Origin of the sequence: Roseobacter fucihabitans (genome assembly GCF_014337925.2) — a bacterium.
In the GTDB taxonomy this organism is placed as follows: Bacteria; Pseudomonadota; Alphaproteobacteria; order Rhodobacterales; family Rhodobacteraceae; genus Roseobacter; species Roseobacter fucihabitans.
In genome coordinates this window covers 2724599-2746406 of the sequence record NZ_CP143423.1, presented here as the reverse complement: position 1 = coordinate 2746406, position 21808 = coordinate 2724599, and the positions used below count along the sequence as shown (strand labels likewise).

Below are 21808 nucleotides of genomic sequence, written 5' to 3'. Positions count from 1 at the left end.
GGTCTCTTTTGAGAAATAATTCAAACCCTTACTTGGGGTTTCAATTGCGATTGCTGATATCACAAATGTGATTTCGGGCAGGGGAACTCTGTTATTTGGAGGAATTTCCAATGGCTAAAACACCAACGCGTTCGGGCAACAAAAAAGCCCAAAACACAATCCAACTTAACCTCGAAGGCAAGACGTCCAAAGATAAGGCACCAGACATCGCTTTGTCATTTTGGAGCGGAAACGGGAAGGCGATTTTTTCGGCTGACGTCGCGGATGACGGGACCGTCAAGATCGACCCCGGTGCTCTGGAAAAGACCGATTTCATACGTGTTGGTCCAAAGAGCGCGGACGCGGATGATCTTATGAAGATTGGGCTGAACGCGACTGCACGGCAGTTCCAAAGCGTCCTCAAGACCGGCATGCTGGATGTGGGCCGTGATATCTGGATCGGCTGGCTGCCATGGTTGCGATGTGTGACCGGGCGGGTGCGCGTTTGTCGGCCAGGCCGGTGGTGGTTTGATGATTTGGTGACACTGGCGGCACAACCCGCAACGGTTGCGCGCGCTACAAAATCACCCTCAATTCGGATGCGCGCCGTTGAGCGCCCGCTGGACAATCGAAAGCTGGTGGATGACCGACAGTCGTTGCAATCTGCAACACGCTTACCTGCGGCACAATCCATCGACCAATTGATTGCATGGCCCGTTCGATGCGCCCCGATTTGTGAGGGTACGGTCGAAGTTTGGCGGCGCGTGTGTTGCTGTGATCCGTGGATTGTCTTTGATCCGCGCATTCCGGATCTGCTCGACGATCTTGATCGGTTGATACCGGATATTCCATTGCCCCCGGATCCCGGACCCTATGGCCCGAGACCTTTGCCAATCGACGGTAATCCCATCTTTAAAGACGGCACCTTGGATGTGCGCGCGATACACGCCGCACGGGACCTCGCCGCTCTGCGTAAAATGCCCGCTGAACAAGTCCCGACTTACATCAATGCGCGCCCGCATTTGTTCTGTCCCAATCGCTCCTGCGGGAGCGCCACGAATATCGCGACGGGATCGATTGGGCCGGATGGGCAGTTCAACATCTGCTGGCGGCAATTCCCTGTAAGCCTGCGTGCGGGCTGCCATTTTGAATATGCTTATGTGATCCGCCAACAGTTCGGTCCGTTTTCAATTGTTGTCTATAACGGCCTTGCGGCAAATCAATGGTATCACCAGAACGACAACCCGACGTTGACCACCTACAGCCGTTTTGCATACGGATGCCGCAATAACCCGGATGGCAATTTCGTGTTCCTGAACGCCATTGCCGACACAGGCGCGCATCATCTGAACACGCCAACCGCAACTGGCGCGACCTCTGTGGCGACACCGGCAATCCATAGCGGATTGGTGTTTACGGATCCGGCAACAGCGCCAAGCAACGTCATCAACCGCAACTGGGGCGGCACGCTGAAGCTGAACTTCACGATCAGCGAAGGCATGCAGGCTCTCGGCGCTAAATTCTATCGGTTGAGCGTTTATGAGGCGGACGCGAATGGCAATCCTGTTGGCAGTCCTGAGTATTTGACCGAAGGGCTATCCTGGAACAAGGCGGTGTCGGATGGCAGCGGTGGCGTCGATATTGTCCCCGTCGGGTTAGGACCGCAATCAGCCGGGGCGGGCGCAAATGAACAAAACGCGCTGTTCCTAATTCCCTATGATACCGCACCGACGACCGACTGGCTCGACAATCAATTCCACGCAAAACTGAACACGAATGATCCGCGTTGGAATGATCCGCTGACGCGACATCTTGTTACCCTCGAGATCTTTGATGAAGATGGTCGCCGTCTACGGCCCACGGGCACCCCGGCGACCGGGTTAGGGGGACAGGAAACCACGGCGGCCTTTACCTATCGGCGTCGTTTTCAGGAAACCGGCGCGACGGATGAAGTGCAATTCGGTGCGCTCACCCATATGTTTTGGTGGGATAACCGTGATGTCTTTGCGGATATTATCAATCTGCGCAAAGACGGAATGCAGTTCGATGCAGAATGTCTGTTTTTTGGTGGCACGGGGGCGACGACGTTCAGTGTCGGCTATCAAGCCTACCATCCAAACGAGATGTTCCAGTTACATCACAACATCACCTGGCGTCGTGGCCTTGGATCGACGCCTGGGTCATCGGGGGTGCTCCAGCCGACCATTTCGACAAATGTCACGGACCCGAATGCGGGAAGTGCCACGAATACATTTGCACAAATGTTGCTGCCTGCTGCCGTCGATCCGCCAAGAAACAAATGTGCGTTCACGGCGTTCCTGAACATCTATAACAAGCGGACGGATGGTGATGATTACGGGTTCCAATACCGTGGCGACACAGCGGCATTTGTGATCGAAATCGATTCCTGACCAACAGTAAATCAATAGCTGACGGCCCTTGAGTAAATCACTCAGGGGCCGTTTTTCTGCCTGCATCCCAGAGGGTGGGATTTCACGCACCCCTTGGCCCCCTTGGCAATTGTTGAGTTTTCAACCCGCACTCAGGTTTTGCTCGCGCGGTAGACGTTCGAGAGATTGAAGACATCCTGGCCCACCGTGGCATTGGTCGATACGACCAAAGCCTTGAATTTTAGGTGTCAGAACAGCGAGGTATCGCCTCGAGACGATGGTTCTTCACGCGGGCTTTTGGCATAAAAGCTGTCCCGGACCGTATTCCCATCGACATGAGGGACACAAATTTGGAGGTCCCCAAACGTGCCACGTGATCCTAAAATTCACGGTGCCCTGAGGGGTTTCGGATAATGGCTCGCTTTGAAATCGATTACCCTGATCGGATTCCCACCCGCCAATCTCAAGAGCACCCCGCTTCACCGCCTCGCAAGCATGCCAGATTCTCAAACGCTTCGACAGAACGGCTGCCGCCGCCCGCCGACAGATTCCCGGTCAACGGCCATCGGGTTGGGCTGTTTTTCAGCCGCGATCAAAAAACGGAACGCTACAGTTTCACCGACCCTTCGGGCCTTTTGCGCATCCAGCCTGTTTCTCATCCCGTTGAATGACCCTGTGAACTCACGCTGAAGTGCACTTTCTATTCATTCAGTTTAGCTGGTCTGCTTCGCTCCCTCCACAAGTTTTGCACTCAACACCTCGGCTGGCGCCTTGTAGTCTGAGCATTTGCGTTGCGTTGAGGCGGTCGCAAATCGACCTTTAATATCGCGTTGTGAATTCGGTGGGGTCGGACTTGCGGGGCAGGTATCTACGCAACCGATTGTTGCTGTTCTCGAATGTACCTTTTTGCCACGGAGACTGTGGATCACAGAACCATGGATCAATGCCCAGACCGGCTTTCAAATGTGGCAAGGCACTGAATTCCGTCCCACGGTCAAAGGTGATGGAGCGGCGTGCATGTTTGGGCAGGGGAGATAGCCCTTCGATTAAGCCCTCCATGACGGGTTGAGAATGCCTGTCTGGTTCTTGAGAACATCGGCAAAACGGGTGATACGTTTGACGAGGGAAGTCACGTTAAAACGTTTTGCGTTTGATGTGAATTGAACGGGGATTCACAAGATGTCATTTGTCTGATTCACTTTCTTTGGGAGGTGGATTATGGGCAAGCCTTACTCTTTGGATTTTCGGGGACGAATTTGTGCGTATGTAGCCGGGGGGGCATTCGGCGCGTGCTGCGGGGCGTGTATTTGGTGTGAGTGCCGCGACGGCTGTGCGGTTTGCGGCGCAGTATCGGAAACGGGGCACCATTTTTGCGAAACCGCAAGGCAGGCCGCCCGGACGGTTTGGCAAGCGGGCCCCGCATCTCGACTTCCTTCTCGATATCATGCGTGCAGAACCAGACATCACGTTGAAGGAACTGGCCGCCGCACTGTGCGAGACCGAGGGGGTTCAGATGCAGCTCTCATCGCTGCATCATGCGCTGGATCGCGCCAGGTTCTCATATGAAAAAAGGACTGATCGCAACTCAGCGTGATCGGCCTGCGCTGCGCCAGACACGTCAGGAGTGGATCACGCGCTGCCAGCCAAGGATGCGGCAGGAACCTCACGGGCTGGTCTTTATTGCGTCTCGGAACATTGCTGCGCAATACCCTGCCAACCAGTGGATGAGACAGCCGTAAAAACCAATGTCACGCGGCTATGCGGACGTGGGCCGGTCGGTGAACGGCTTTACGGTGCCGCACTCTTCGATAAATGGGGGACACACAGAACTTCATCGCAGGGTCAACGCAGAACGCGCTGATCGCGCCTTGGGTCATCACTGGTGCCATGAATGGCCCAGCATTCGACACCTACATCGCAATACAACCCGCACCGATGCTCGCCCCTGATACTGTCGTCATTCTCTCCTCTCCTTGATTGCTCCGCAATCAACTGCCGGGCAAGGGACAATCTATCCACTCACAAAAGCCCACGCGCCGCGCAGGCCTTGAGACGGCATGGCTGCTGGTTCCTGTTCCTACCGCTATACGTCCCCGACCTTAATCCCACCTCTCGGGACATTGCTGCGCAATACCCTGACGGCCAATGATCGAGATGGCTTTCTCAAAGCTCAAAGCCCACCTGCGACGGATCGGGACCAGAACCTTCGAAGCCCTTTGCGACATATGCGACCTCTTCGATCCCCAAAAATGCTGAAACTTCATCAAAGCTGCCGGATATGCCTCAGATTAAATACAAAACGCTTTAGCCGTGCCAAATTCCTTACGGAACATGAGCAGATCGCACTCCCGGTGCCCGAACTGGATGTGATCTTCAATCGCATTCGTCCTGCGATCTACTCAGGCGACCATCCCGCATCAAAACCACTGCGCACAGCGGCGATGATGTCAGTGTTTCGGTTCAGCTTGCGATGGATGGCGCGGTGGTCTTCGTACAGGTCTTGCGCATTCAACGCATGATAACCGTTCAGCTGTGGCAGTTCTTCGCCAAAATAGAAGTTCCGCCTGATCTCGCGCTAGATCGTCGAGGCGTCTCGACACAGATTTTCGGCGACCTCTTGATCGATATCTTCGCATCAAGCCATTTGGCCAGCTTACGACGTTCTTCGAGGTTCAGGTGAGGGTAGCAGCGGCCCATAATTTAACGCCATGCAGTTCAGTACCTTGATACAAAACTTGCACTTCGTTCGTGAATCCAGACCCGGTAAGTATAAAAACTTACAATAATAGTTGGTTATCGCTTGGAATTTCCACGCTAACACCTACTTGATCTTGAATGGATTGCGCTCTTGCATCTCCGTCAGCTCAAACTGATCTCTCGAAGATCGGACAAAAAACAGTGGAGGACTAACCTATGAAATTGATTGCAACTTTAGCAATATCCGCACTCGCCGCGACAACTGCCTTTGCGGATGGGCATCAGGATCGCACCGGCTGGCCGGAGAGCTTTACCGTTGCGACGGCTTCGCAAGGCGGAACTTATTTTGCCTATGGGTCGGGCTGGGCAAACCTGGTTGCCGAAGAGTTGGGTCTGACCGGTGGGGGCGAAGTCACGGGCGGTCCGGGTCAGAACATGGCGCTCGTCCATACCGGTGACGCACAATTCGGCATGACCACAATGGGCCCCGCAGCCGAGGCGATTGCGGGCCTCAGCCCGATTGCACCCGGTCTTGCGATGACAAACGCCTGCGCGATGTTCCCGATGTATCAAACACCTTTCTCCGTAACTGCGCTGTCCTCGTCGGGCATCACCTCAATTGCGGAAATCCCTGCCGGTTCGCGTATTGGTTTTGGCCCCGCGGGGTCGACATCGGACACGTATTTCCCGCGTATGATGGAAACGCTTGGCGTCGAATTTGACCGCCGCAACGGTTCCTGGAGCGATCTGGGTGGTCAGCTGCAGGACGGTTTGATCGACGTGATCGCGTTTGCCGCCGGTGTGCCGGTGCCTGCGGTCAGCCAGCTTGAAGTGCAGACGGATGTGAACATCATCGAGTTCACCCAAGCCGAGCAGGCGACGATCATGGGGGCCTTCCCGGTTGCCCCATTCGACATCGCGGCCAGCACCTATTCCACGCTGGAAGCGGATGCGCGCTCCGTTTCGATGTGGAACTTTGCCATCGCAAACTGCGATCTGCCCGACAGCATGGTCAATGCGGTCGTCGACATCATCATGTCCGACAACGAGCGGATGATGAACATCCACAAAGCGGCGCGCTCCACTTTGCCCGAAAACTGGACAAAGAACGCGGGCGTGATCGCGTGGCATCCTGGTGCGGCGCAGTGGTTCATTGACAATGCAGGCGCTGATATCCCAGCCGATCAGATCCACAGCAAATAACTATTTTCTGGGTGACCGCGCCTGTGGTGTGGTCACCGCTTTTTCATAATTCATGACTTTCAAGACCTGCGCAATACGGCTGCTGTCGCGCACGCGCCTGCAGCACGGGGGAGACAGACAATGACCCATGACGCCCAACAGGATGGCTTGTCCGACGGCCCCATCAACGTAGAAGGCGTCGACGACGAACCGGTTGAGCATAATCGGCGCATGTTTGAGGGCCGCGCCTATCTGGCCATTGCCGCGATTTCCGGTCTTTATGCGATTTTCCACATGGCGGTGTTGAACGGCTGGTCGATCAACGCCTGGACGGGCGTGGATATTCCCGGCCTTCCGGTGTTTCCGATGGAGACCTGGAATTTTCGCATCGTGCACATCGCCGGGGCTCTGATCCTTGGATTTCTGCTCTATTCTGCGCGCGCCTTTCCCGATCAGGACAAGGGGGGGCGGCATCCGCTTGATATCGTTGCTTATCTGGCGCTGATACCTGCGTTTTATGCCTGCTACATCGCGATGGGTTTTGCCAATCAGATCGCCGGTGGTGTGATGTGGAACGGCATTGATCCGGGCATTCGTACGGCTGAGACATGGCATTACGGCGCGCCGTTGATCGCGGCAACTGCCATTGGCATCGTGATCGGATGGTTGCGCCCGCGCGTGCGCGGCTCGATTGCGGCGGCTGATCTTGTGCTTGTCGTCTGTTCTGTGGGGGTGGCGATTTACCTCATCACTATCTTTGGCACCTTGATGCGTAACGCGACGGGTACGCCCTTTGCGCCCATCGGGATGAGCCTTGCCGCCGTGGCCGGGACCGCCCTGATTATGGAGATGACGCGCCGCGTGGCAGGGCTTGCGTTGATCGTGATTGCAGGCATTTTCCTGGTCTATGTTTTTGTCGGTGACCTCTTGCCCGGCTTCCTCAACGCGCCTGATATTGCCTGGCAACGGTTCTTCAGCCAGGTATATACCGATGCGGGCATCCTGGGCCCGACGACGGCCGTCTCCTCGACCTACATCATCCTGTTCATCATTTTTGCCGCCTTTCTACAGGCCTCCAAAGTTGGTGAATATTTCGTAAACTTCGCCTTTGCCGCCGCCGGGCGCGCAAGGGGGGGGCCTGCCAAAGTATCCATCTTTGCCAGCGGTCTGATGGGCATGATCAACGGCACCTCTGCGGGCAATGTCGTGGCCACCGGGTCACTGACGATCCCGCTGATGAAAAAAGTCGGCTACAAACCAACCACGGCGGGCGCGGTTGAGGCCGCGGCCTCCACCGGGGGGCAGATCATGCCGCCGATCATGGGGGCGGGTGCCTTCATCATGGCCGAAATCACCGGTATCCCTTACACCGACATTGCGATCGCTGCGATCATCCCTGCGGTGCTGTATTTCGTGTCGGTCTACTTCATGGTGGACTTTGAGGCGGCCAAACTCGGGATGCGCGGCATGCGCGAGGATGAGCTGCCAAAATTCCGCGATATGGTGCGGCGTGTATTCCTGTTTCTCCCCATCGTCATCCTGATCGCGGCGCTCTTCATGGGGTATTCGGTTATCCGGGCAGGGACATTGGCGACTGCGGCGGCGGCTGTGGTCAGCTGGTTTACGCCCTACCGAATGGGCCTCAAATCCATAGCCAAGGCGTTTGAACTTGCGGGCATCATGTCGATCCAGATTATCGCCGTCTGTGCCTGTGCGGGCATCATCGTCGGGGTCATCTCGCTCACCGGTGTGGGCGCGCGGTTCTCCTCTGTCTTGCTCAGCATTGCGGATGCGAACCAGCTATTGGCGCTGTTCTTCGCGATGTGCATCTCGATCCTGCTGGGAATGGGGATGCCGACGACGGCCGCCTATGCCGTTGCGGCAAGCGTGGTGGCACCGGGGCTGATACAATTGGGCATCCCCGCACTGACGGCACATTTCTTTGTGTTCTACTTCGCCGTTGTTTCTGCAATCACCCCGCCTGTGGCGCTGGCCAGTTACGCCGCCGCCGGTATTTCGGGGGCCAATCCCATGGCCACTTCGGTTGCCTCCTTCAAGATCGGCATTTCGGCTTTCATCGTGCCGTTCATGTTCTTTTATAACTCGGCCCTGTTGATGGATGGCACATGGTTCGAGGTATTTCGCGCGGCGGCAACTGCGATTTTTGGTGTCTATCTTCTATCTTCTGGCGTGCAAGGCTGGTGGGCCGCGCGCAAGGCAAATTGGCCTATCCGTGGTGGGCTGATCATTGTTGCGCTCTTTATGATTGAGGGCGGTCTGGTGTCGGATCTGATCGGTATTGGTGGGGCGGTTGCGCTGTTTTTCCTGTCACGTGCCACAAGCGCCAAGCCGGCGGCGCCATAACCAGCTGGTGCTGAGAGTGCTGACCGGGGGGTATCGCTGGGGACAGCAAGACAGCCCGTTCCTTCCTTTTGGGGTCATGGACCTCAAAGAAATTTGCGAGATGGTCCTGGATGTGGGGAGCCAAACCGGGTTGAGGTCACGCAAACCTCCGGCGAAGGCGGCCCTTTGTCGCGCCAGAGGGTTTTATCACCGCTCAAGCCCAATGATGAGTTTGGGTGAGGCACCTGCGAAGCAACCGGGGACGGCCTGCGTATCGTTTATCAGTTTGCTGATCCCGATGAACATGCTCGCGCTGCCGTCGCATTTGCACGAAATCTCGAAGGCACTTATGCGGCGAGCCGATATTTCTCAAATTGAATGGGTCCGTTGCAAATCTCGAAATTGCAGTAAAGGCCATTCAATAATGGGCTGCACCGCAGCACGGGGAGGGTCGCTCACGTCGTCAGCCGATGAGGGCATATCGGATTGCGGCAGAGTTTCGCGCCGAGCGCTTGTCAGCAGCGCATCCTAAAGCGTTTTCTATTTAATTTGAGGTATATCCGGCAGCTTTGATGAAGTTCCAGCATTTTTGGGGCTCGAAGAGGTCGCATATGTCGCCAAGGACTTCGAAGGTTCTGGCCCCGATCCGTCGCAGGTGGGCTTTGAGCTTTGAGAAAGCCATCTCGATCATTGACCGTCAGGGTATTGCGCAGCAATGTCCCGAGAAGCAATAAAGACCAGCCCGTGAGGTTCCTGCCGCATCCTTGGCTGGCAGCGCGTGATCCACTCCTGACGTGTCTGGCGCAGCGCAGGCCGATCACGCTGAGTTGCGATCAGTCCTTTTTTCATATGAGAACCTGGCGCGATCCAGCGCATGATGCAGCGATGAGAGCTGCATCTGAACCCCCTCGGTCTCGCACAGTGCGGCGGCCAGTTCCTTCAACGTGATGTCTGGTTCTGCACGCATGATATCGAGAAGAAAGTCGAGATGCGGGGCCCGCTTGCCAAACCGTCCGGGCGGCCTGCCTTGCGCCTTGGTACGCGCCGGGTTCTCATATGGAAAAAGGACTTATCGCACGGGAACGTAATCGGCCTGCCCTGCGCAAGGCAAGGCTGGATCAACCGCCGCCAGCCGCGCATGCGCCAGGAGCCACACTTTATTGCTTCTGGGGATATTGCCGCGCAATACCCTGCCGGGCAATGATCGAGATGGCTTTCTCAAAGCTCAAAGCCCATCTGAGACGGATCGGGCCAAGAACGTTTGATACACTCTTCCAGGCACTTAGCGACATTTGTGATCCGTTTGATCCAAACGAATGCTGAAACCTCCTCAAAGCTGCCGGATATGCCTCAGATTAAATGCAAAATGCTTTAGTCGCTTCTTTTGCCCTGAATACCTACGAATAAGTAGGTTTCTTGAAGGGAACTCTTGTCTTTAAGGGAGACACTTACGACAACTTCATCCAAAATATGATGGATCTGGTAGTAAGTGTCAGGATGGTTCACGCCCGTGTCTTCAATCTTTTCAGAACGGTTCTTAAAACACTCCCGCATCATGAGATTGAAAGCCTCAAACGCCATATTTGCCGCGTCATCTCTGAAAGGGTAATTCCAGGCACAGTGATATGTGTTGCCGCCCGATAGCGCGCGTCCCAAAGTACATTTTTTTGCATCAGGCAAGGTTTTTAGCACCATGAATTCAGCGGGCTGAGTGGATTTTGTTTCAAAGTTCGACCGCGCTTTGGCCGTCAGAACTTTCATGTTCTCGCAAAATTCAGATGCACTTGCAGCACCATTTGATAAAGTCAGGAAGGCGCTCATGAGCCAAAGCAGCGGTTTGGCTGCTTTATATAATGAGTGAAATAACAATGACATGGTAGGCCTCTTTGAGTTGGAAAGATACTCAGACTACCGTGCCAGCAGTAAATACATCCGCCTGAAAACTCTGATGTTACGATGCGCTATTCATGCCACGCGCTTCATAGCCGGGTCAACCGAAGTTCATGGCCATCGGTGTGAGAGGCAGCAAAACCAGTCGCTTAAGGAGTGGAAGCTCGCCCCAGGGACATTGGGATGCACGATGTTGGTCTCAAATATCTGCCAAAGAAGCAGACACTAACGGCGCTTAGTCAGTCGTCTTTCTCCGCGTCAGATTCCGACTTCTGCGTCAGGTCCGGTTTGTCCATGATCTTATCAAGGACCTCATCGGATGTCTCAGCCCTTACGTGTTTAACGGCCGCTTTGAATCCTTCAACCTGCTCGTTTAATTGTGGATTCAATTTTCCCAGTTAATTCCTCCTTTGCACCTGACCACTAGTCAGCTTCAGCACTTCGTTATTCATGCTTCCCTTGCGGTTTTTCGCTGAAATGGAAGAGGACTCTGAAGTCCTCAAAAACCAAAAATGGCGTCACTTTTTTGATACCCTCTCGCCTGATCAATTCAGCGGCGAGAAGCGCCTCAAGCATCTTCACTTCTGCAGGGACAGCGTAAACCCCAGCCGACCTCCCATTATCAGCTTGACCGAAAATACCAGGTATATCCGCCAAAACGCCGATCCCGTTTTCGGAACTTATCGCGTTTCGATCATGATGCCCCGGCCAAGTCGCATTTGATTGGACATGCTAAGCAATTCAGATGCCCGTCTCAGATACATTCCGCTGAGCTGGGCGCGCTGCGTCCTCATGACCGACCCGGCCCTTGGGTATATTGGGCCGGGTCGGGTCTTGTCACCGGGCGGGCAGGGGCATCCAGTCGGCCATCGCCACATCGGCATGCTGAAATTGGGGCATCTTCACGCCCAGGTCTTCCATGTTGCGGATGTTGTTGTCATTGAGGAAGGATTGCGTGATCAAAGTGGGCGGCACAATCACCGACGCACCCGGATCTTCGCCCACCAGCATCAGAGCCAACGCGCGCACTGAGACCTCACCCACCACGGCGGGGTTCGTGGCAACGGTTGCCTTCCAGGCGCTGTCGGTTTCGCGCATCAGGGCGATATCCGCAGTGGAGATATCGGCAGAGTAGATGGACATGTCATTGCTGATGCCCAACTCGTCCGCGGCGATCTTAACGCCCTTTGCGAACTCGTTGTAGGGCGCGAAAAAGACCGAAATACCGGGATTGGCCTGAAGGGCCGCGCGCGCCTGATTGGCATTGGCGTTGGCGATTGGGTTGTCGAGGGTGCCGATCCGCGCGGCCTCTGTGATGCCGGAATTCGCTTGTTTCACCTCTTCCCAGGCGACGTGACGGCGATCCAGCGGCGCGATGCCGGGAACATAGACGTAGCCTGCGGAAAAGCTGTCACCATTGTCCGCAATCGCCTGTTCCAACGCCAATTTGCCCAGCAGGTAATCGGATTGCTCGATCTGCGGGATGGCTTCGTTTTCGACGTTCACGTCGAACGCAACGACCTTAATGCCCGCATCCACCGCCCGCTGGGCCGCATCCCGCATGGATTCCGTCAACCCGTGCTGGATGATGATCCCGTCCACACCCAGGGCGATGGCCTGCTCGACCATGTCGGACTGAAGAGCGGCGTCCTGACGGCTGTCGAGCACGCGCAGATTGACGCCGAGCGCCGCTGCCTGTTTTTCGACACCCGACAGATAGGCCTGAAAGAAATCCCCCGTTGAGAGATAGCGCACAAGCGCAATTGTGACGTCCTCGGGATTGTCCAGAGGTGCAGGCGCGTCCTGCGCCGTTGCAACGCCCGCGCCAAGCGCAAGGCTAGCCACGCTCGCAAGGGCCATGAAGTGACGTTTCAGCATATGTAGTCCTCCCTATTGCTGATGATCAATGCCCCGTGCCGGTGCGGCGCGAGGACAGGTAAAATGTGAACACAAGGGCTGCGACCAGAACGGCCCCCTTGACGAAATCCTGAGTGTAATAGGGCGCGTTCATCATCGTCATGCCTTGCAGCAGAATCCCGACAAAAAGCGCGCCCATGGCGGTCCCGAAGGCGTTGGGCCGGGCGGCACCGAGCACAGCAAACCCGATCAGAGCCGCCGCGACGCTGTCCAGCAGCAGGTTGTTGCCGCTGGCAATATCGCCGCGCCCCAGCCTTGCGGCCAGCAGGATGCCCCCCACGGAGGCGGTCACGCCGGAAATCATATAGGCAATAATTTTATACCGGTTGACCGGCGTTCCCACGAGGCTGGCGGCGCGCGCATTTGAGCCGATGGCATACATCAGCCGCCCGTGACGGGTGAAGCCAAGGAGCAGCCAGATCAGCACGGCGATGACCACAAAGATCACCACGGGCATCGGCAACAGCCTTTCGATGACCACATCAAACCGGTGACGTCCAAGCCATAGGAAGGCCGCGGAAAACGTGCCCTCGGCGACGGTGCCGTTGGATAATGTCATGCCCGTTGCGATGGAATTTCCTTGCGTCGGGATGCGTTGCAGGCCGATGAGCAGAAACATCATGCCGAGCGTTGCCAACAGGTCTGGCACGCGAAATTTCACAATCAGCAGCCCGTTGATCAGCCCGACAAGCGCACCCATGCCCAGACACAGAGCGACGGCGACGATCGCGGGGTGCTCCAGGATCACCATGGAATAGGCCGACAGCATCAGCGCCGATGTCGCCACAGCACCAATGGACAAATCAAACCCGTCCACGACAAGCGTACAGGTCACGCCAAGCGCGAGAATGCCGGTGATGGCCACCGATTGCAGCACGAAAGCGGCGGACAAGGGACCAAAGAAGCCCGGCGCGGCGAGGCTGAAATAGACGATCAGCCCGAAAAGAAGGAGCAGGAAGCCATAGCGAATGGCAAAATCGAGGGTGCGGTCGTTCATAGAGATATGCCTGTTGCGGGTAATGTTGTGCCGGTCACGTCCGCGACCAGCGCGGTAAGGTCGATGTTCTGATTGACATGCTCGCCGACGATTGTTCCCTCGCTCATGACCAATATCCGGTCGGCAATTTCAAGCGCCTCATCGATCTCGGCAAGGAAAACCAGAGTGGCGCGTCCCTGCGCCGTCGCCCGGATATGTCGCCCGATGTCGCGGCGCGCACCGATGTCCACGCCCTGAAACGGTTCATCCAGGAGCAGCACTTTTGCCGGTTCCAGCAGCCACCGGGCGATCATGACCTTTTGTTGGTTGCCCCCTGACAAGCTGCCAATGCCATCGCTGACCGACTGGCAGACGATGCCAAGTTGATCCACCATTTCTTGGGTGCGGTTGCGCTGTTGTGGCGATTTGAGGAAGGGTCCGGCGCTGAGGGTCTGAAGGAACGGCAGGGTCATATTATCGGCAATATCAAAGGCCGGGATCACCGCGTTTGTGCTGCGGTCCTTGGGCGACATGAACACGCCCTGCGCCACGGCGTCTTCAACCGAACGGGGGGCGTAATCGCGCCCTTCAAGGCGGATATGTCCATCTGCGGGCCGTGCGATCCCATAGAGAATATCGGCCAACCGGCTTTTACCGCTGCCCAGAAGACCCACAAGCGCCACCACTTCACCGTCATGCACTGTCAAATTGAAAGGCGCGGCACTGTCAAAGAGGCACAGATCGCAGAGGTCCAATACCGGAGCCGTGCCGCATTGCACAGTGACATCCACATCGGTCATGCGGTGACCCAGCATTGCGGTGACGGCGGCGTTATAATCGAGGGCTTCGCTCTCAAACACGCCCGAAATCGCGCCGTCGCGCATCACCACGATGCGATCGGCAATGCGCCGGATGTCCGACATGCGGTGCGAAATATACAAGATCGCCACGCCTTGTGTGCGCAAACGATTGATCAAGGCAAAAAGCCGCTCCGCCTCGGAGGCCGACAGCGACGAGGTCGGCTCGTCCAGGATCAGGACTTTGGGGGCGCGTGCCATGGCGCGCGCGATTGCGATCATCTGCCGGTCCGCGACAGACAGATCCGACACCCGTGCGCGCAGATCCACGTGGATGCCCATGGCGGCGGCCACCTTGGTGGCCTCGGCGCGCAGATGACGCTCGCGGACAAAAAAACCGTGGCCGGGCTCGACAAGACGGTCGAGCATCAGGTTATTAGCCACGTCCAGATCCGGAATGACGCCGTCATCAATGGATTGGTGCACCGTGACCACGCCCTTGTGGATCGCGTCTGCCTCATCGACGGGGTCGAAAGGGACCCCGGACAGTGTCACCGTGCCGCCATCGGCAGGGTGATGGCCGCAGATCACCTTGACCAGCGTGGATTTTCCCGCACCATTTGCACCCATAAGAACAGTCACGGACCCCGGTGACAGGGCCAGGTCAATGCCGCGCAGTACATAGTTTTTCCCGAATGATTTTTGCAAACCGTTCACGTTGAGCGCGTCGCTGACCACTCATTTCCTCCCCTTTGTGGCCTGACGATAGGCAGGGTGAAATACTTTTGTCAAATAATTTGACATAAGTATAAATCGGCAAGTATGTAATTTGGGTAAGGCGCGTTTGAGCACGAGAGGGGGGCGACGATGACCGCAGACACGGCATATCAGGCCTTAACCGTTGAGACATTGCCAGAGCGGTTAAAAGACGTCGCCGCCCTGATACAACACGTGGGGCAAGACGCGGCAACCTGGCAGGTGCAGGAGGTCGGGGACGGTAACCTCAATCTTGTGTTCATCGTCAGCGGTCCGAACGGCAAGGCCATCGTCAAGCAGGCCTTGCCCTATGTGCGCCTGGTCGGGGACAGCTGGCCTTTGCCGCTCTACCGCGCATTTTTCGAATATCACGCGCTGAGGCGTCAGGCCGCGCGCGATCCCGGTGCCGTGCCTGTCATATACCATTTCGACGAGGTTCAGGCGATGATCATCATGGAGTTCCTTGCGCCGCATGTGATCTTGCGCCGCAAGCTGATCGCTGGGGAACAGGTGGCAGGGCTGGCGGCGTTTTTGGGCCGATATTGCGCAAGAACCGCCTTTCGCGGGTCCGAGCTGTCTATGCAGAGCCCTGATAAGAAAGCGGATGTGGCGCTTTTTGCCGGGAACGTGGAGATCCCCGCGATCACCGAAGCCTTGGTTTTCACCGACCCCTATTTCGACGCTGACATGAATAGCCACACCGAAGGGCTGGCGCCCGTCATTGCCAAATTGCGCAATGACATCGGGCTCAAAGTCAAGGTGCAACAGATGTTGCAGCAGTTTGTGTCGAACACGCAAACCATGGTGCATGGCGATCTGCATTCCGGCTCCATCATGTCGACGGATGACGACAGTCGCGTGATTGATCCCGAATTTGTTCAATATGGCCCGATGGGATTTGATATTGGGATGCTCTGTGCTAATTTCCTGATGGCCTATTTCAGTCAACCTGCGCATCGCGGTGCGAACCTATCGGCGTATCAAGAGTGGATCTTGGAGGTCATCGCGGACATCAGCGACCATTTTGAACAAGAGTTCCGCCATCTGTGGGCCACCGAGCGAACCGGCATCCTGTACCCTGCGGCCCTCTTCGAGGATCAGGGTCACGACAGCACTGCGGCTTGCGATGCGGTGCTGGCCGGGATTTGGCGCGATGCATGGGCGGTTTGTGGGATCGAAATGCACCGGCGATGCTTGTCCCTGGCGCATAACGCAGATTTCGAGGAAATTGATGACGTAGCGCTGCGCGCGCGGCTTGAAGCGCGCAATCTGAGCATGGGCGCGGAATTGATCCATACGGCAGACACCATCGCCGATGCGCAGGCGGTGTGCGCCCTGGCGCGAGAGTTCAACGGAAAGGACGTCCTATGAAGATCGACGGCACACATTACCGGTCCCTGTGGTGGAACAGCGACAACCAGGTTCTGGAGATCATCGACCAACGCTGGTTGCCGCATGAGTTCCGCGTCATCCCGGTGGCCAGCATGCAGGAATTTGCCGATGCCATTTACCAGATGCGTGTGCGGGGTGCCCCGCTGATCGGGGCCACGGCGGCTTATGGCATGGCGCTGGCGATGGCGCAGGACGCGTCAGATGCAAATATGGATGCGGCGTGGACATTTCTTGAGAAAACCCGCCCGACCGCGATCAACCTGCGGTGGGCACTGGATCGGTGTCGCGCGGCGTTGCGGCCCGTGCCGGAAGCGGACCGCGCCGCTGTCGCCTTGACCTTGGCACATGAAATTGCCGATGAGGACGTGGAAATCAACCGCCGCATCGGGGAAAACGGTCTGGCCCTGATCCGCGAAATTGCCGCGCGCAAACCTGCGGGTGAACCGGTGCGATTGCTGACCCATTGCAACGCCGGATGGCTCGCGACCGTTGATTGGGGGACTGCGACCAGCCCGATGTATCACGCTCAGGACGCAGGGGTTGCGCTGCATGTGTGGGTTGATGAAACCCGCCCGCGCAATCAAGGCGCATTGACCGCCTGGGAGCTGGGCAAGCACGGGGTGCCGCACACCTATATCACCGACAATGCGGGCGGCCATCTGATGCAGCACGGCATGGTCGATATGGTGATCACCGGCACCGACCGCACGACGCGGCGCGGCGATGTGTGCAACAAGATCGGCACGTATCTCAAGGCGCTGGCGGCGCATGACAATGGCGTGCCGTTTTACGTGGCGTTGCCGTCGCCCACGATTGATTGGACGGTGAGTGATGGTGTCGCCGAAATCCCGATCGAAGAACGGAATGCGCAGGAGGTCACCCATGTTCAGGGGCTCATCGAGGGCGGCGGCCTTGGCACGGTGCAGGTCACGCCCGAAGGCACGACAGGGGGCAATCCGGCCTTCGATGTGACGCCGAACCGATTGGTCACCGGGCTGATCACCGAACGCGGGGTCTGCGAGGCCTCTGAGGCCGGGTTATCCGGTCTGTTTCCGGATTTTGCCGAGGCGGCAGAATAAGACGTGCCGATGTCTGCGGGGTCCATCGGCAAAGCCAAAAGCAGCGCCCCCGATCTGGTGCGACTTCCCCCGCGTGAGGACGCGCTTTATGTCGAGGCGGCGTGGCTCTATTACCACGATGGGCTGAACCAGAACGAGATCGCCGCACGTATGCGGATCAGCCGCGCGTCGGTGGTGAATTACCTCAACGAGGTGCGCGCGCGCGATTGGGTCCGGGTGCATCTGGACAGCGATGTGTTTTGTGGACACCGCCTGGCAGCACAACTTTGCGCTAAATACGGGCTGGCGGAGGCCTTGGTGGTGCCTGAGGGGTCTGGTGATCGGGACGGGGCTGCGGCCAGCGTCTCGCGGGTGACGCGGGCGGCGGCGGATTGGTTGCCACGATTGTTGGAGCCGGGTGACATTCTCGGGGTGTCCTGGGGCGCAACTGTCTATCAGATGGCGCAGCAGGTCCCTCATACGCCGGTATCGGATCTCACGGTGATCCAGCTTTTGGGTTCGCGCCCCGCAGCCCTTGGTTTTGAAGCAGAGGCCTGCACGTCGATGTTGGCGCACCGGTTGGGCGGGCAGTGCATAAACCTGCATGTGCCATTGGTCCTTTCCACCAAAAGCCTGCGCGATGCGCTTTGCGACGAACCGGTGGTGCGCGACCAGCTTGGGGCCTTGGCGCGGTGCAACAAGACCATTCTGGCCTGTGGCACCTGTGATGCGGACGCGCATGTCGTGCGCAGCGGTATCCTGAGTGCCGCGGGGATTGCCGAATACCGCGATAAGGGCGCGGCGGGAGTGATTTGTGGTCGCTTGATTGACGCGGACGGGCAGCCCATGTTTGCCGATGTCGAAGAGCGCATGATCGGCGTGTCGCTGGAGCAGATGCGGGGCAAGGATATGGCGCTTTTGGTTGCCGCCGGGCCGGGACGCGCCGGGCCAGCGCAGGCCGCCATCAAGGGTGGGTTTGTGACGCATCTTGCGACCAGCGCGCGGGTGGCAGAGGAACTGTTGGAGATGACATCATGACGCCTGCAAACCCGCTTCCCGATACGCGCGTGACGCGCCAAGCCTTGATCGACGCCTGTCTTCGGATGAACGACCGGCACCTGAACCAAGGCACGTCGGGCAACATCTCGGCCCGGATCGACGGTGGTATTCTGATCACGCCCTCCGGTGTGCCCTATGAGGATTTGACCCCCGATGCGATGGTGACGATCCCGCTGACCGGCTTGCCCGCCAGCAATGGCCCGAAGCCGTCGTCCGAATGGCCGTTCCACCAAGGCATGCATCGCGCGCGCCCTGACATGCCCGTGGTTTTACATGCGCATCCGCCCTATTGCAGTGTCCTCGCCGTACAGCGCCGCGCGATCCCGGCGTGCCACTATATGATCGCGGCCTTTGGCGGGAATAACGTGCCGCTTGCGGATTATGCGCTCTTTGGCAGCCCGGAACTTTGTGCCAATATGGCGCAGATCATGGCGGACCGGCATGGATGTTTGATGGCCAATCACGGGGCGACGGTCCTTGGCGAAACCATCGACAAGGCCTTCTGGCGGCTGGAAGAGCTTGAAACGCTCGCGCGCACCTATCTGTTCAGCAGCATCGGTGGCGAGGCTGTTATCCTGTCGGATGCCGAAATTGCAGAGGTGTTGGTCGCCTTTCAGGACTACGGGCCGCGGGCTGCGAGCGACACATAAAACGGGGGAGACATCATGAAATATCGCACCTTGGGACGGACCGGGCTGAAGGTTTCGGCCATCACGATGGGCACCTTCACCTTCGGTGGGCGGGGTGATTTTGCGCGCGCGGCAAGCCAGGGGGTGAGCGACGCCCGTCTGCTTGTGGACACCTGCATTGATCATGGCGTCAATCTTTTTGACACCGCGAACATGTATTCCACGGGCCTCTCCGAAGAGATTTTGGGCGAAGTGCTGGAAGGCCGATACGACAACGTTCTGGTCACCTCCAAAGCGCGGATGCCGATTGGGCAGGGTCCCAACGACGAAGGCGTGTCGCGCTGGCATCTGATCCGGGAATGTGAACGCTCGCTCAAGCGGCTGCGCACCGATCATATTGACATCTATTACATGCACGAATGGGACGGGTTGACCCCGGTTGAGGAGAAAATGGAGGCGCTGGATACGCTGATCCAACAGGGGAAAATTCGCTACGCGGGCTGTTCGAACTATTCCGCGTGGCAGGTGATGAAATCGCTCGCCGCAGCACCGCGCCATTCCAGCCGTTTCGCCAGCCAGCAGATCCATTACACGATTGAGGCGCGCGAGGCGGAGTATGAGCTTTTGCCGCTGTCGGTCGATCAGGGTCTGGGCGTACTGATCTGGTCGCCGCTGGCCGCCGGATTGCTGTCGGGGAAACACCGCCGCGGCGCGGGTCCTGCGCAAGGATCACGGCAGGCCGAAGGGTGGAATGAGCCGCCGATCCGCGACACAGAGCGGCTGTGGAACATCGTTGATTTATTGGTTGAGATCGGCGAGGCGCATAACGTCGAGGCCGCACAGATCGCGCTGGCCTGGCTGCTGACGCGCCCGGCGGTGGCGTCATTGGTGGTGGGCGGTCGCAATGCTGATCAGTTTGAGCGCAATTTCCGCGCGGTTGATCTTGTACTCTCAGATGATGAATTGAAGCGTCTGAATGATGTCAGCCGCCTGCCTTTGGTCTATCCCTATTGGCACCAGCATAATTTCGCACGTGCCCGGTTTAGTGCGGCGGATCAGGCTTTGCATGCGGATTACCCAGACCGGCATTACGGCGGGGAAGACCCGCTGGTCTAGCGGCCGGGCACCCCTCGGCTGGGTTTAGGATCCGGTGGCGGCCTTGATGATGGACTGCATGGCCAGCATGCCAGGATCGTCCAGTCCGATGCTCTTGTCGCCAAAGATGCGCGCGCGCCCCACAGTGGCGGGTTTGTCGCGGAAATCATCGAGGGCTTTGTCGACGGCCTGAGCCGCCGCGCGCGCCTTGTCGTCACCATCGGCGGTGGCACGGACGATATAATCCAGACTGTCCAGAACGGTCTTGCCGCCCAGCTCCGCCTTGCCGCGCGCCTGCATCTTGTCGCGCGCCCCGGCGATCAGTTCGGGGATGCTGGCAGGCTCGATCACCTGCGCGCCGCGCAGGGTCTTGGCCGCGCTCATCAATCCGGTCGCCATCAAGGTGCCGTAAGACGACCCGGAGGTTTTGGTAAAGGCCTGCGCGCATTGCAGCAGCGCCATGCCGATGTCCTCGGGCAATTCCTCTTTCATCTGCGTGATGGCGCGCATGCCACGGGCCATGGTCACGCCCAGATCACCATCCCCAAGCGCACCATCAGCGGCGTTGAGCATCTCGAAATCCCGCTCCATCGCCGCTGTGATGCGGTCTATCGCGGCCAGTAACGTGTCCCGTGTGATGTTCATCTGACGCTCCAGAAGGCACAATCGCAGGGGGCGTTCAGCAGGGTTTCCAACTCGTCGTCCAGCTTGCACAGGGTGAAGGACACCCCCGTCATTTCCATAGATGTGGCGTAGCGCCCGACCAGTGGCTTGACGATGGTGGCACCCGCTTCTTCCAAGCGGGCTTTCACAACGCGGTAAAGGATGTAGAGCTCTTCGGGTGGCGTCGCACCCAGCGAGTTCACCATGACCGACACACGGTCGCCTGCGGCCACGGGCATATCCGCCAACAGACGATCCATCATCTCGCCCGCAATCTGATCCGCCGTTTGCAGCTTGCCGCGCCACACGCCGGGTTCGCCGTGGATGCCCATGCCCATTTCCATGTCTTCGTCAGCGATCTCAAAGGTTGGTTTCCCGGCCTGTGGCACGGTGCAGGGCGACAGTGCGGCACCAATTGAGCGACAGGCATCTGCCGCCTTTTGCGCCACGGCGGTCACACCGTCCAGATCGCGACCCTCTTCGGCTGCCGCCCCGGCGATCTTGAACGCATAGACCATGCCGGCCACGCCCCGGCGCTTTTCGGCCTCCTGAGGGGGCGCAGAGGCCACATCATCGGCCAGCAGAACGGTTGAGCAGGTGATATCGTCGAATTCCACCAGATCCCCGGCCATGTCGAAATTCATCACGTCCCCGCCATAATTCCCATAGAGGCGTAAAACACCCGCCCCGCTGTCAGCGGCCCGGATCGCATCCGCCATCTGTTCGGCGGAAGGGGAGGAGAAGACATCGCCAATGGCGCAGGCATCGAGCAGCCCTTTGCCGACATAGCCAGTGAACACGGGCAGGTGGCCCGAACCGCCCCCGGTGACAATGCCGACCTTGCCGTTCTGTCCCGGCTCGGCGCGCAGGACAACCTTGCCGCCCTCGCCGTGCAGCTTGTAATATTCCGGATGCGCCGCGGTCAGGCCCGCCAGCATTTCATCCACATAATCTTCGGGGTTGTTGAGTATCTTTTTCATTTTCT

The 21808-nt window shown here is 57.9% G+C and carries 16 protein-coding genes and 3 pseudogenes; 10 read left to right on the top strand and 9 right to left on the bottom strand.

Translation table 11 applies throughout. The features are described from left to right. Nucleotides 1-110: 110 nt before the first annotated feature. Nucleotides 111-2390, top strand: a complete 2280-nt coding sequence (locus ROLI_RS13420; protein WP_187430336.1) for a hypothetical protein — start codon at nt 111-113, stop codon at nt 2388-2390. 392 nt (nt 2391-2782) lie between these two features. Further along, nucleotides 2783-3040 carry a hypothetical protein gene (locus tag ROLI_RS13415; RefSeq protein WP_187430335.1) on the top strand — a complete coding sequence of 86 codons (258 nt, stop codon included), beginning with the start codon at nt 2783-2785 and terminating at the stop codon, nt 3038-3040. Between the two features lie 42 nt (nt 3041-3082). On the opposite strand, the pseudogene ROLI_RS13410 reads toward ROLI_RS13415, so the two are convergent. Further along, nucleotides 3083-3508, bottom strand: a pseudogene (locus ROLI_RS13410) (IS30 family transposase); the annotation flags it as partial. A 1259-nt stretch (nt 3509-4767) separates the two neighbouring features. Next, nucleotides 4768-5066, bottom strand: a pseudogene (locus tag ROLI_RS13405) (helix-turn-helix domain-containing protein); the annotation flags it as partial. 216 nt (nt 5067-5282) lie between these two features. Between ROLI_RS13405 and ROLI_RS13400 the strand changes: the two are divergent. The 3 genes and pseudogenes from ROLI_RS13400 to ROLI_RS13390 form a co-directional block, all read left to right on the top strand. Next, nucleotides 5283-6269: a TAXI family TRAP transporter solute-binding subunit gene (locus ROLI_RS13400; protein WP_187430334.1), complete on the top strand. Its 987-nt coding sequence runs from the start codon at nt 5283-5285 to the stop codon at nt 6267-6269. Between the two features lie 120 nt (nt 6270-6389). After that, on the top strand, nt 6390-8612 hold the full coding sequence (locus ROLI_RS13395; protein ID WP_187430333.1) for a TRAP transporter fused permease subunit: 2223 nt from the start codon (nt 6390-6392) through the stop codon (nt 8610-8612). Between the two features lie 1182 nt (nt 8613-9794). Next, nucleotides 9795-9914, top strand: a pseudogene (locus ROLI_RS13390) (IS630 family transposase); the annotation flags it as partial. A gap of 48 nt (nt 9915-9962) precedes the next feature. On the opposite strand, the gene ROLI_RS13385 reads toward ROLI_RS13390, so the two are convergent. The 5 genes from ROLI_RS13385 to ROLI_RS13365 form a co-directional block, all read right to left on the bottom strand. Continuing rightward, complete coding sequence (locus ROLI_RS13385; RefSeq protein ID WP_187430332.1) at nt 9963-10466, bottom strand: hypothetical protein; 504 nt, start codon at nt 10464-10466, stop codon at nt 9963-9965. A 459-nt stretch (nt 10467-10925) separates the two neighbouring features. Then, nucleotides 10926-11138, bottom strand: coding sequence for a hypothetical protein (locus tag ROLI_RS13380; RefSeq protein ID WP_187430331.1), 213 nt, complete (start codon nt 11136-11138; stop codon nt 10926-10928). 180 nt (nt 11139-11318) lie between these two features. Beyond that, a complete protein-coding gene (locus ROLI_RS13375) occupies nt 11319-12359 on the bottom strand; it encodes a substrate-binding domain-containing protein (RefSeq protein ID WP_187430330.1) in 1041 nt (346 codons plus the stop codon). A 25-nt stretch (nt 12360-12384) separates the two neighbouring features. Beyond that, entirely contained in the window at nt 12385-13395 is a 1011-nt protein-coding gene (locus tag ROLI_RS13370) for an ABC transporter permease (RefSeq protein WP_187430329.1), read from the bottom strand. After that, nucleotides 13392-14909 (bottom strand): sugar ABC transporter ATP-binding protein, encoded by a 1518-nt coding sequence (locus ROLI_RS13365; protein WP_187430328.1) that lies wholly within the window; start codon nt 14907-14909, stop codon nt 13392-13394. Before ROLI_RS13365 ends, ROLI_RS13370 begins: the two co-directional genes overlap by 4 nt. A 129-nt stretch (nt 14910-15038) precedes the next feature. On the opposite strand from ROLI_RS13365, the gene mtnK reads away from it, so the two are divergent. The 5 genes from mtnK to ROLI_RS13340 are packed head-to-tail and all read left to right on the top strand — an operon-like array spanning nt 15039 to nt 20181. Beyond that, a complete protein-coding gene (gene mtnK, locus ROLI_RS13360; RefSeq protein WP_187430327.1) occupies nt 15039-16298 on the top strand; it encodes an S-methyl-5-thioribose kinase in 1260 nt (419 codons plus the stop codon). After that, on the top strand, nt 16295-17398 hold the full coding sequence (gene mtnA / locus ROLI_RS13355) for an S-methyl-5-thioribose-1-phosphate isomerase (protein WP_187430326.1): 1104 nt from the start codon (nt 16295-16297) through the stop codon (nt 17396-17398). The genes mtnK and mtnA overlap by 4 nt, the downstream gene beginning before the upstream one ends. A 9-nt stretch (nt 17399-17407) precedes the next feature. Beyond that, on the top strand, nt 17408-18415 hold the full coding sequence (locus tag ROLI_RS13350; RefSeq protein WP_222869533.1) for a sugar-binding transcriptional regulator: 1008 nt from the start codon (nt 17408-17410) through the stop codon (nt 18413-18415). Continuing rightward, on the top strand, nt 18412-19086 hold the full coding sequence (locus tag ROLI_RS13345; protein ID WP_187430324.1) for a class II aldolase/adducin family protein: 675 nt from the start codon (nt 18412-18414) through the stop codon (nt 19084-19086). The genes ROLI_RS13350 and ROLI_RS13345 overlap by 4 nt, the downstream gene beginning before the upstream one ends. 15 nt (nt 19087-19101) lie before the next feature. After that, the gene (locus ROLI_RS13340) at nt 19102-20181 is read left to right on the top strand and encodes an aldo/keto reductase (protein ID WP_187430323.1); all 1080 of its coding nucleotides are present in this window, start codon (nt 19102-19104) and stop codon (nt 20179-20181) included. Nucleotides 20182-20205: 24 nt separating this feature from the next. Here the strand turns inward: ROLI_RS13340 and ROLI_RS13335 are convergent, their stop codons facing one another. Continuing rightward, complete coding sequence (locus ROLI_RS13335) at nt 20206-20805, bottom strand: dihydroxyacetone kinase subunit L (RefSeq protein WP_187430322.1); 600 nt, start codon at nt 20803-20805, stop codon at nt 20206-20208. Further along, complete coding sequence (locus ROLI_RS13330) at nt 20802-21803, bottom strand: dihydroxyacetone kinase subunit DhaK (RefSeq protein ID WP_187430321.1); 1002 nt, start codon at nt 21801-21803, stop codon at nt 20802-20804. The genes ROLI_RS13335 and ROLI_RS13330 overlap by 4 nt, the downstream gene beginning before the upstream one ends. Nucleotides 21804-21808 lie beyond the last annotated feature (5 nt).

What these genes read in the sequence shown, in the direction of transcription:
- ROLI_RS13420 (WP_187430336.1), top strand. Translation starts at nt 111, where the DNA reads ATGGCTAAAACACCAACGCGTTCGGGCAACAAAAAAGCCCAAAACACA.
- ROLI_RS13415 (WP_187430335.1), top strand. Translation starts at nt 2,783, where the DNA reads ATGGCTCGCTTTGAAATCGATTACCCTGATCGGATTCCCACCCGCCAA.
- ROLI_RS13400 (WP_187430334.1), top strand. Translation starts at nt 5,283, where the DNA reads ATGAAATTGATTGCAACTTTAGCAATATCCGCACTCGCCGCGACAACT.
- ROLI_RS13395 (WP_187430333.1), top strand. Translation starts at nt 6,390, where the DNA reads ATGACCCATGACGCCCAACAGGATGGCTTGTCCGACGGCCCCATCAAC.
- ROLI_RS13385 (WP_187430332.1), bottom strand. Translation starts at nt 10,466, where the DNA reads ATGTCATTGTTATTTCACTCATTATATAAAGCAGCCAAACCGCTGCTT.
- ROLI_RS13375 (WP_187430330.1), bottom strand. Translation starts at nt 12,359, where the DNA reads ATGCTGAAACGTCACTTCATGGCCCTTGCGAGCGTGGCTAGCCTTGCG.
- ROLI_RS13370 (WP_187430329.1), bottom strand. Translation starts at nt 13,395, where the DNA reads ATGAACGACCGCACCCTCGATTTTGCCATTCGCTATGGCTTCCTGCTC.
- mtnK (WP_187430327.1), top strand. Translation starts at nt 15,039, where the DNA reads ATGACCGCAGACACGGCATATCAGGCCTTAACCGTTGAGACATTGCCA.
- mtnA (WP_187430326.1), top strand. Translation starts at nt 16,295, where the DNA reads ATGAAGATCGACGGCACACATTACCGGTCCCTGTGGTGGAACAGCGAC.
- ROLI_RS13350 (WP_222869533.1), top strand. Translation starts at nt 17,408, where the DNA reads ATGTCTGCGGGGTCCATCGGCAAAGCCAAAAGCAGCGCCCCCGATCTG.
- ROLI_RS13345 (WP_187430324.1), top strand. Translation starts at nt 18,412, where the DNA reads ATGACGCCTGCAAACCCGCTTCCCGATACGCGCGTGACGCGCCAAGCC.
- ROLI_RS13340 (WP_187430323.1), top strand. Translation starts at nt 19,102, where the DNA reads ATGAAATATCGCACCTTGGGACGGACCGGGCTGAAGGTTTCGGCCATC.
- ROLI_RS13335 (WP_187430322.1), bottom strand. Translation starts at nt 20,805, where the DNA reads ATGAACATCACACGGGACACGTTACTGGCCGCGATAGACCGCATCACA.
- ROLI_RS13330 (WP_187430321.1), bottom strand. Translation starts at nt 21,803, where the DNA reads ATGAAAAAGATACTCAACAACCCCGAAGATTATGTGGATGAAATGCTG.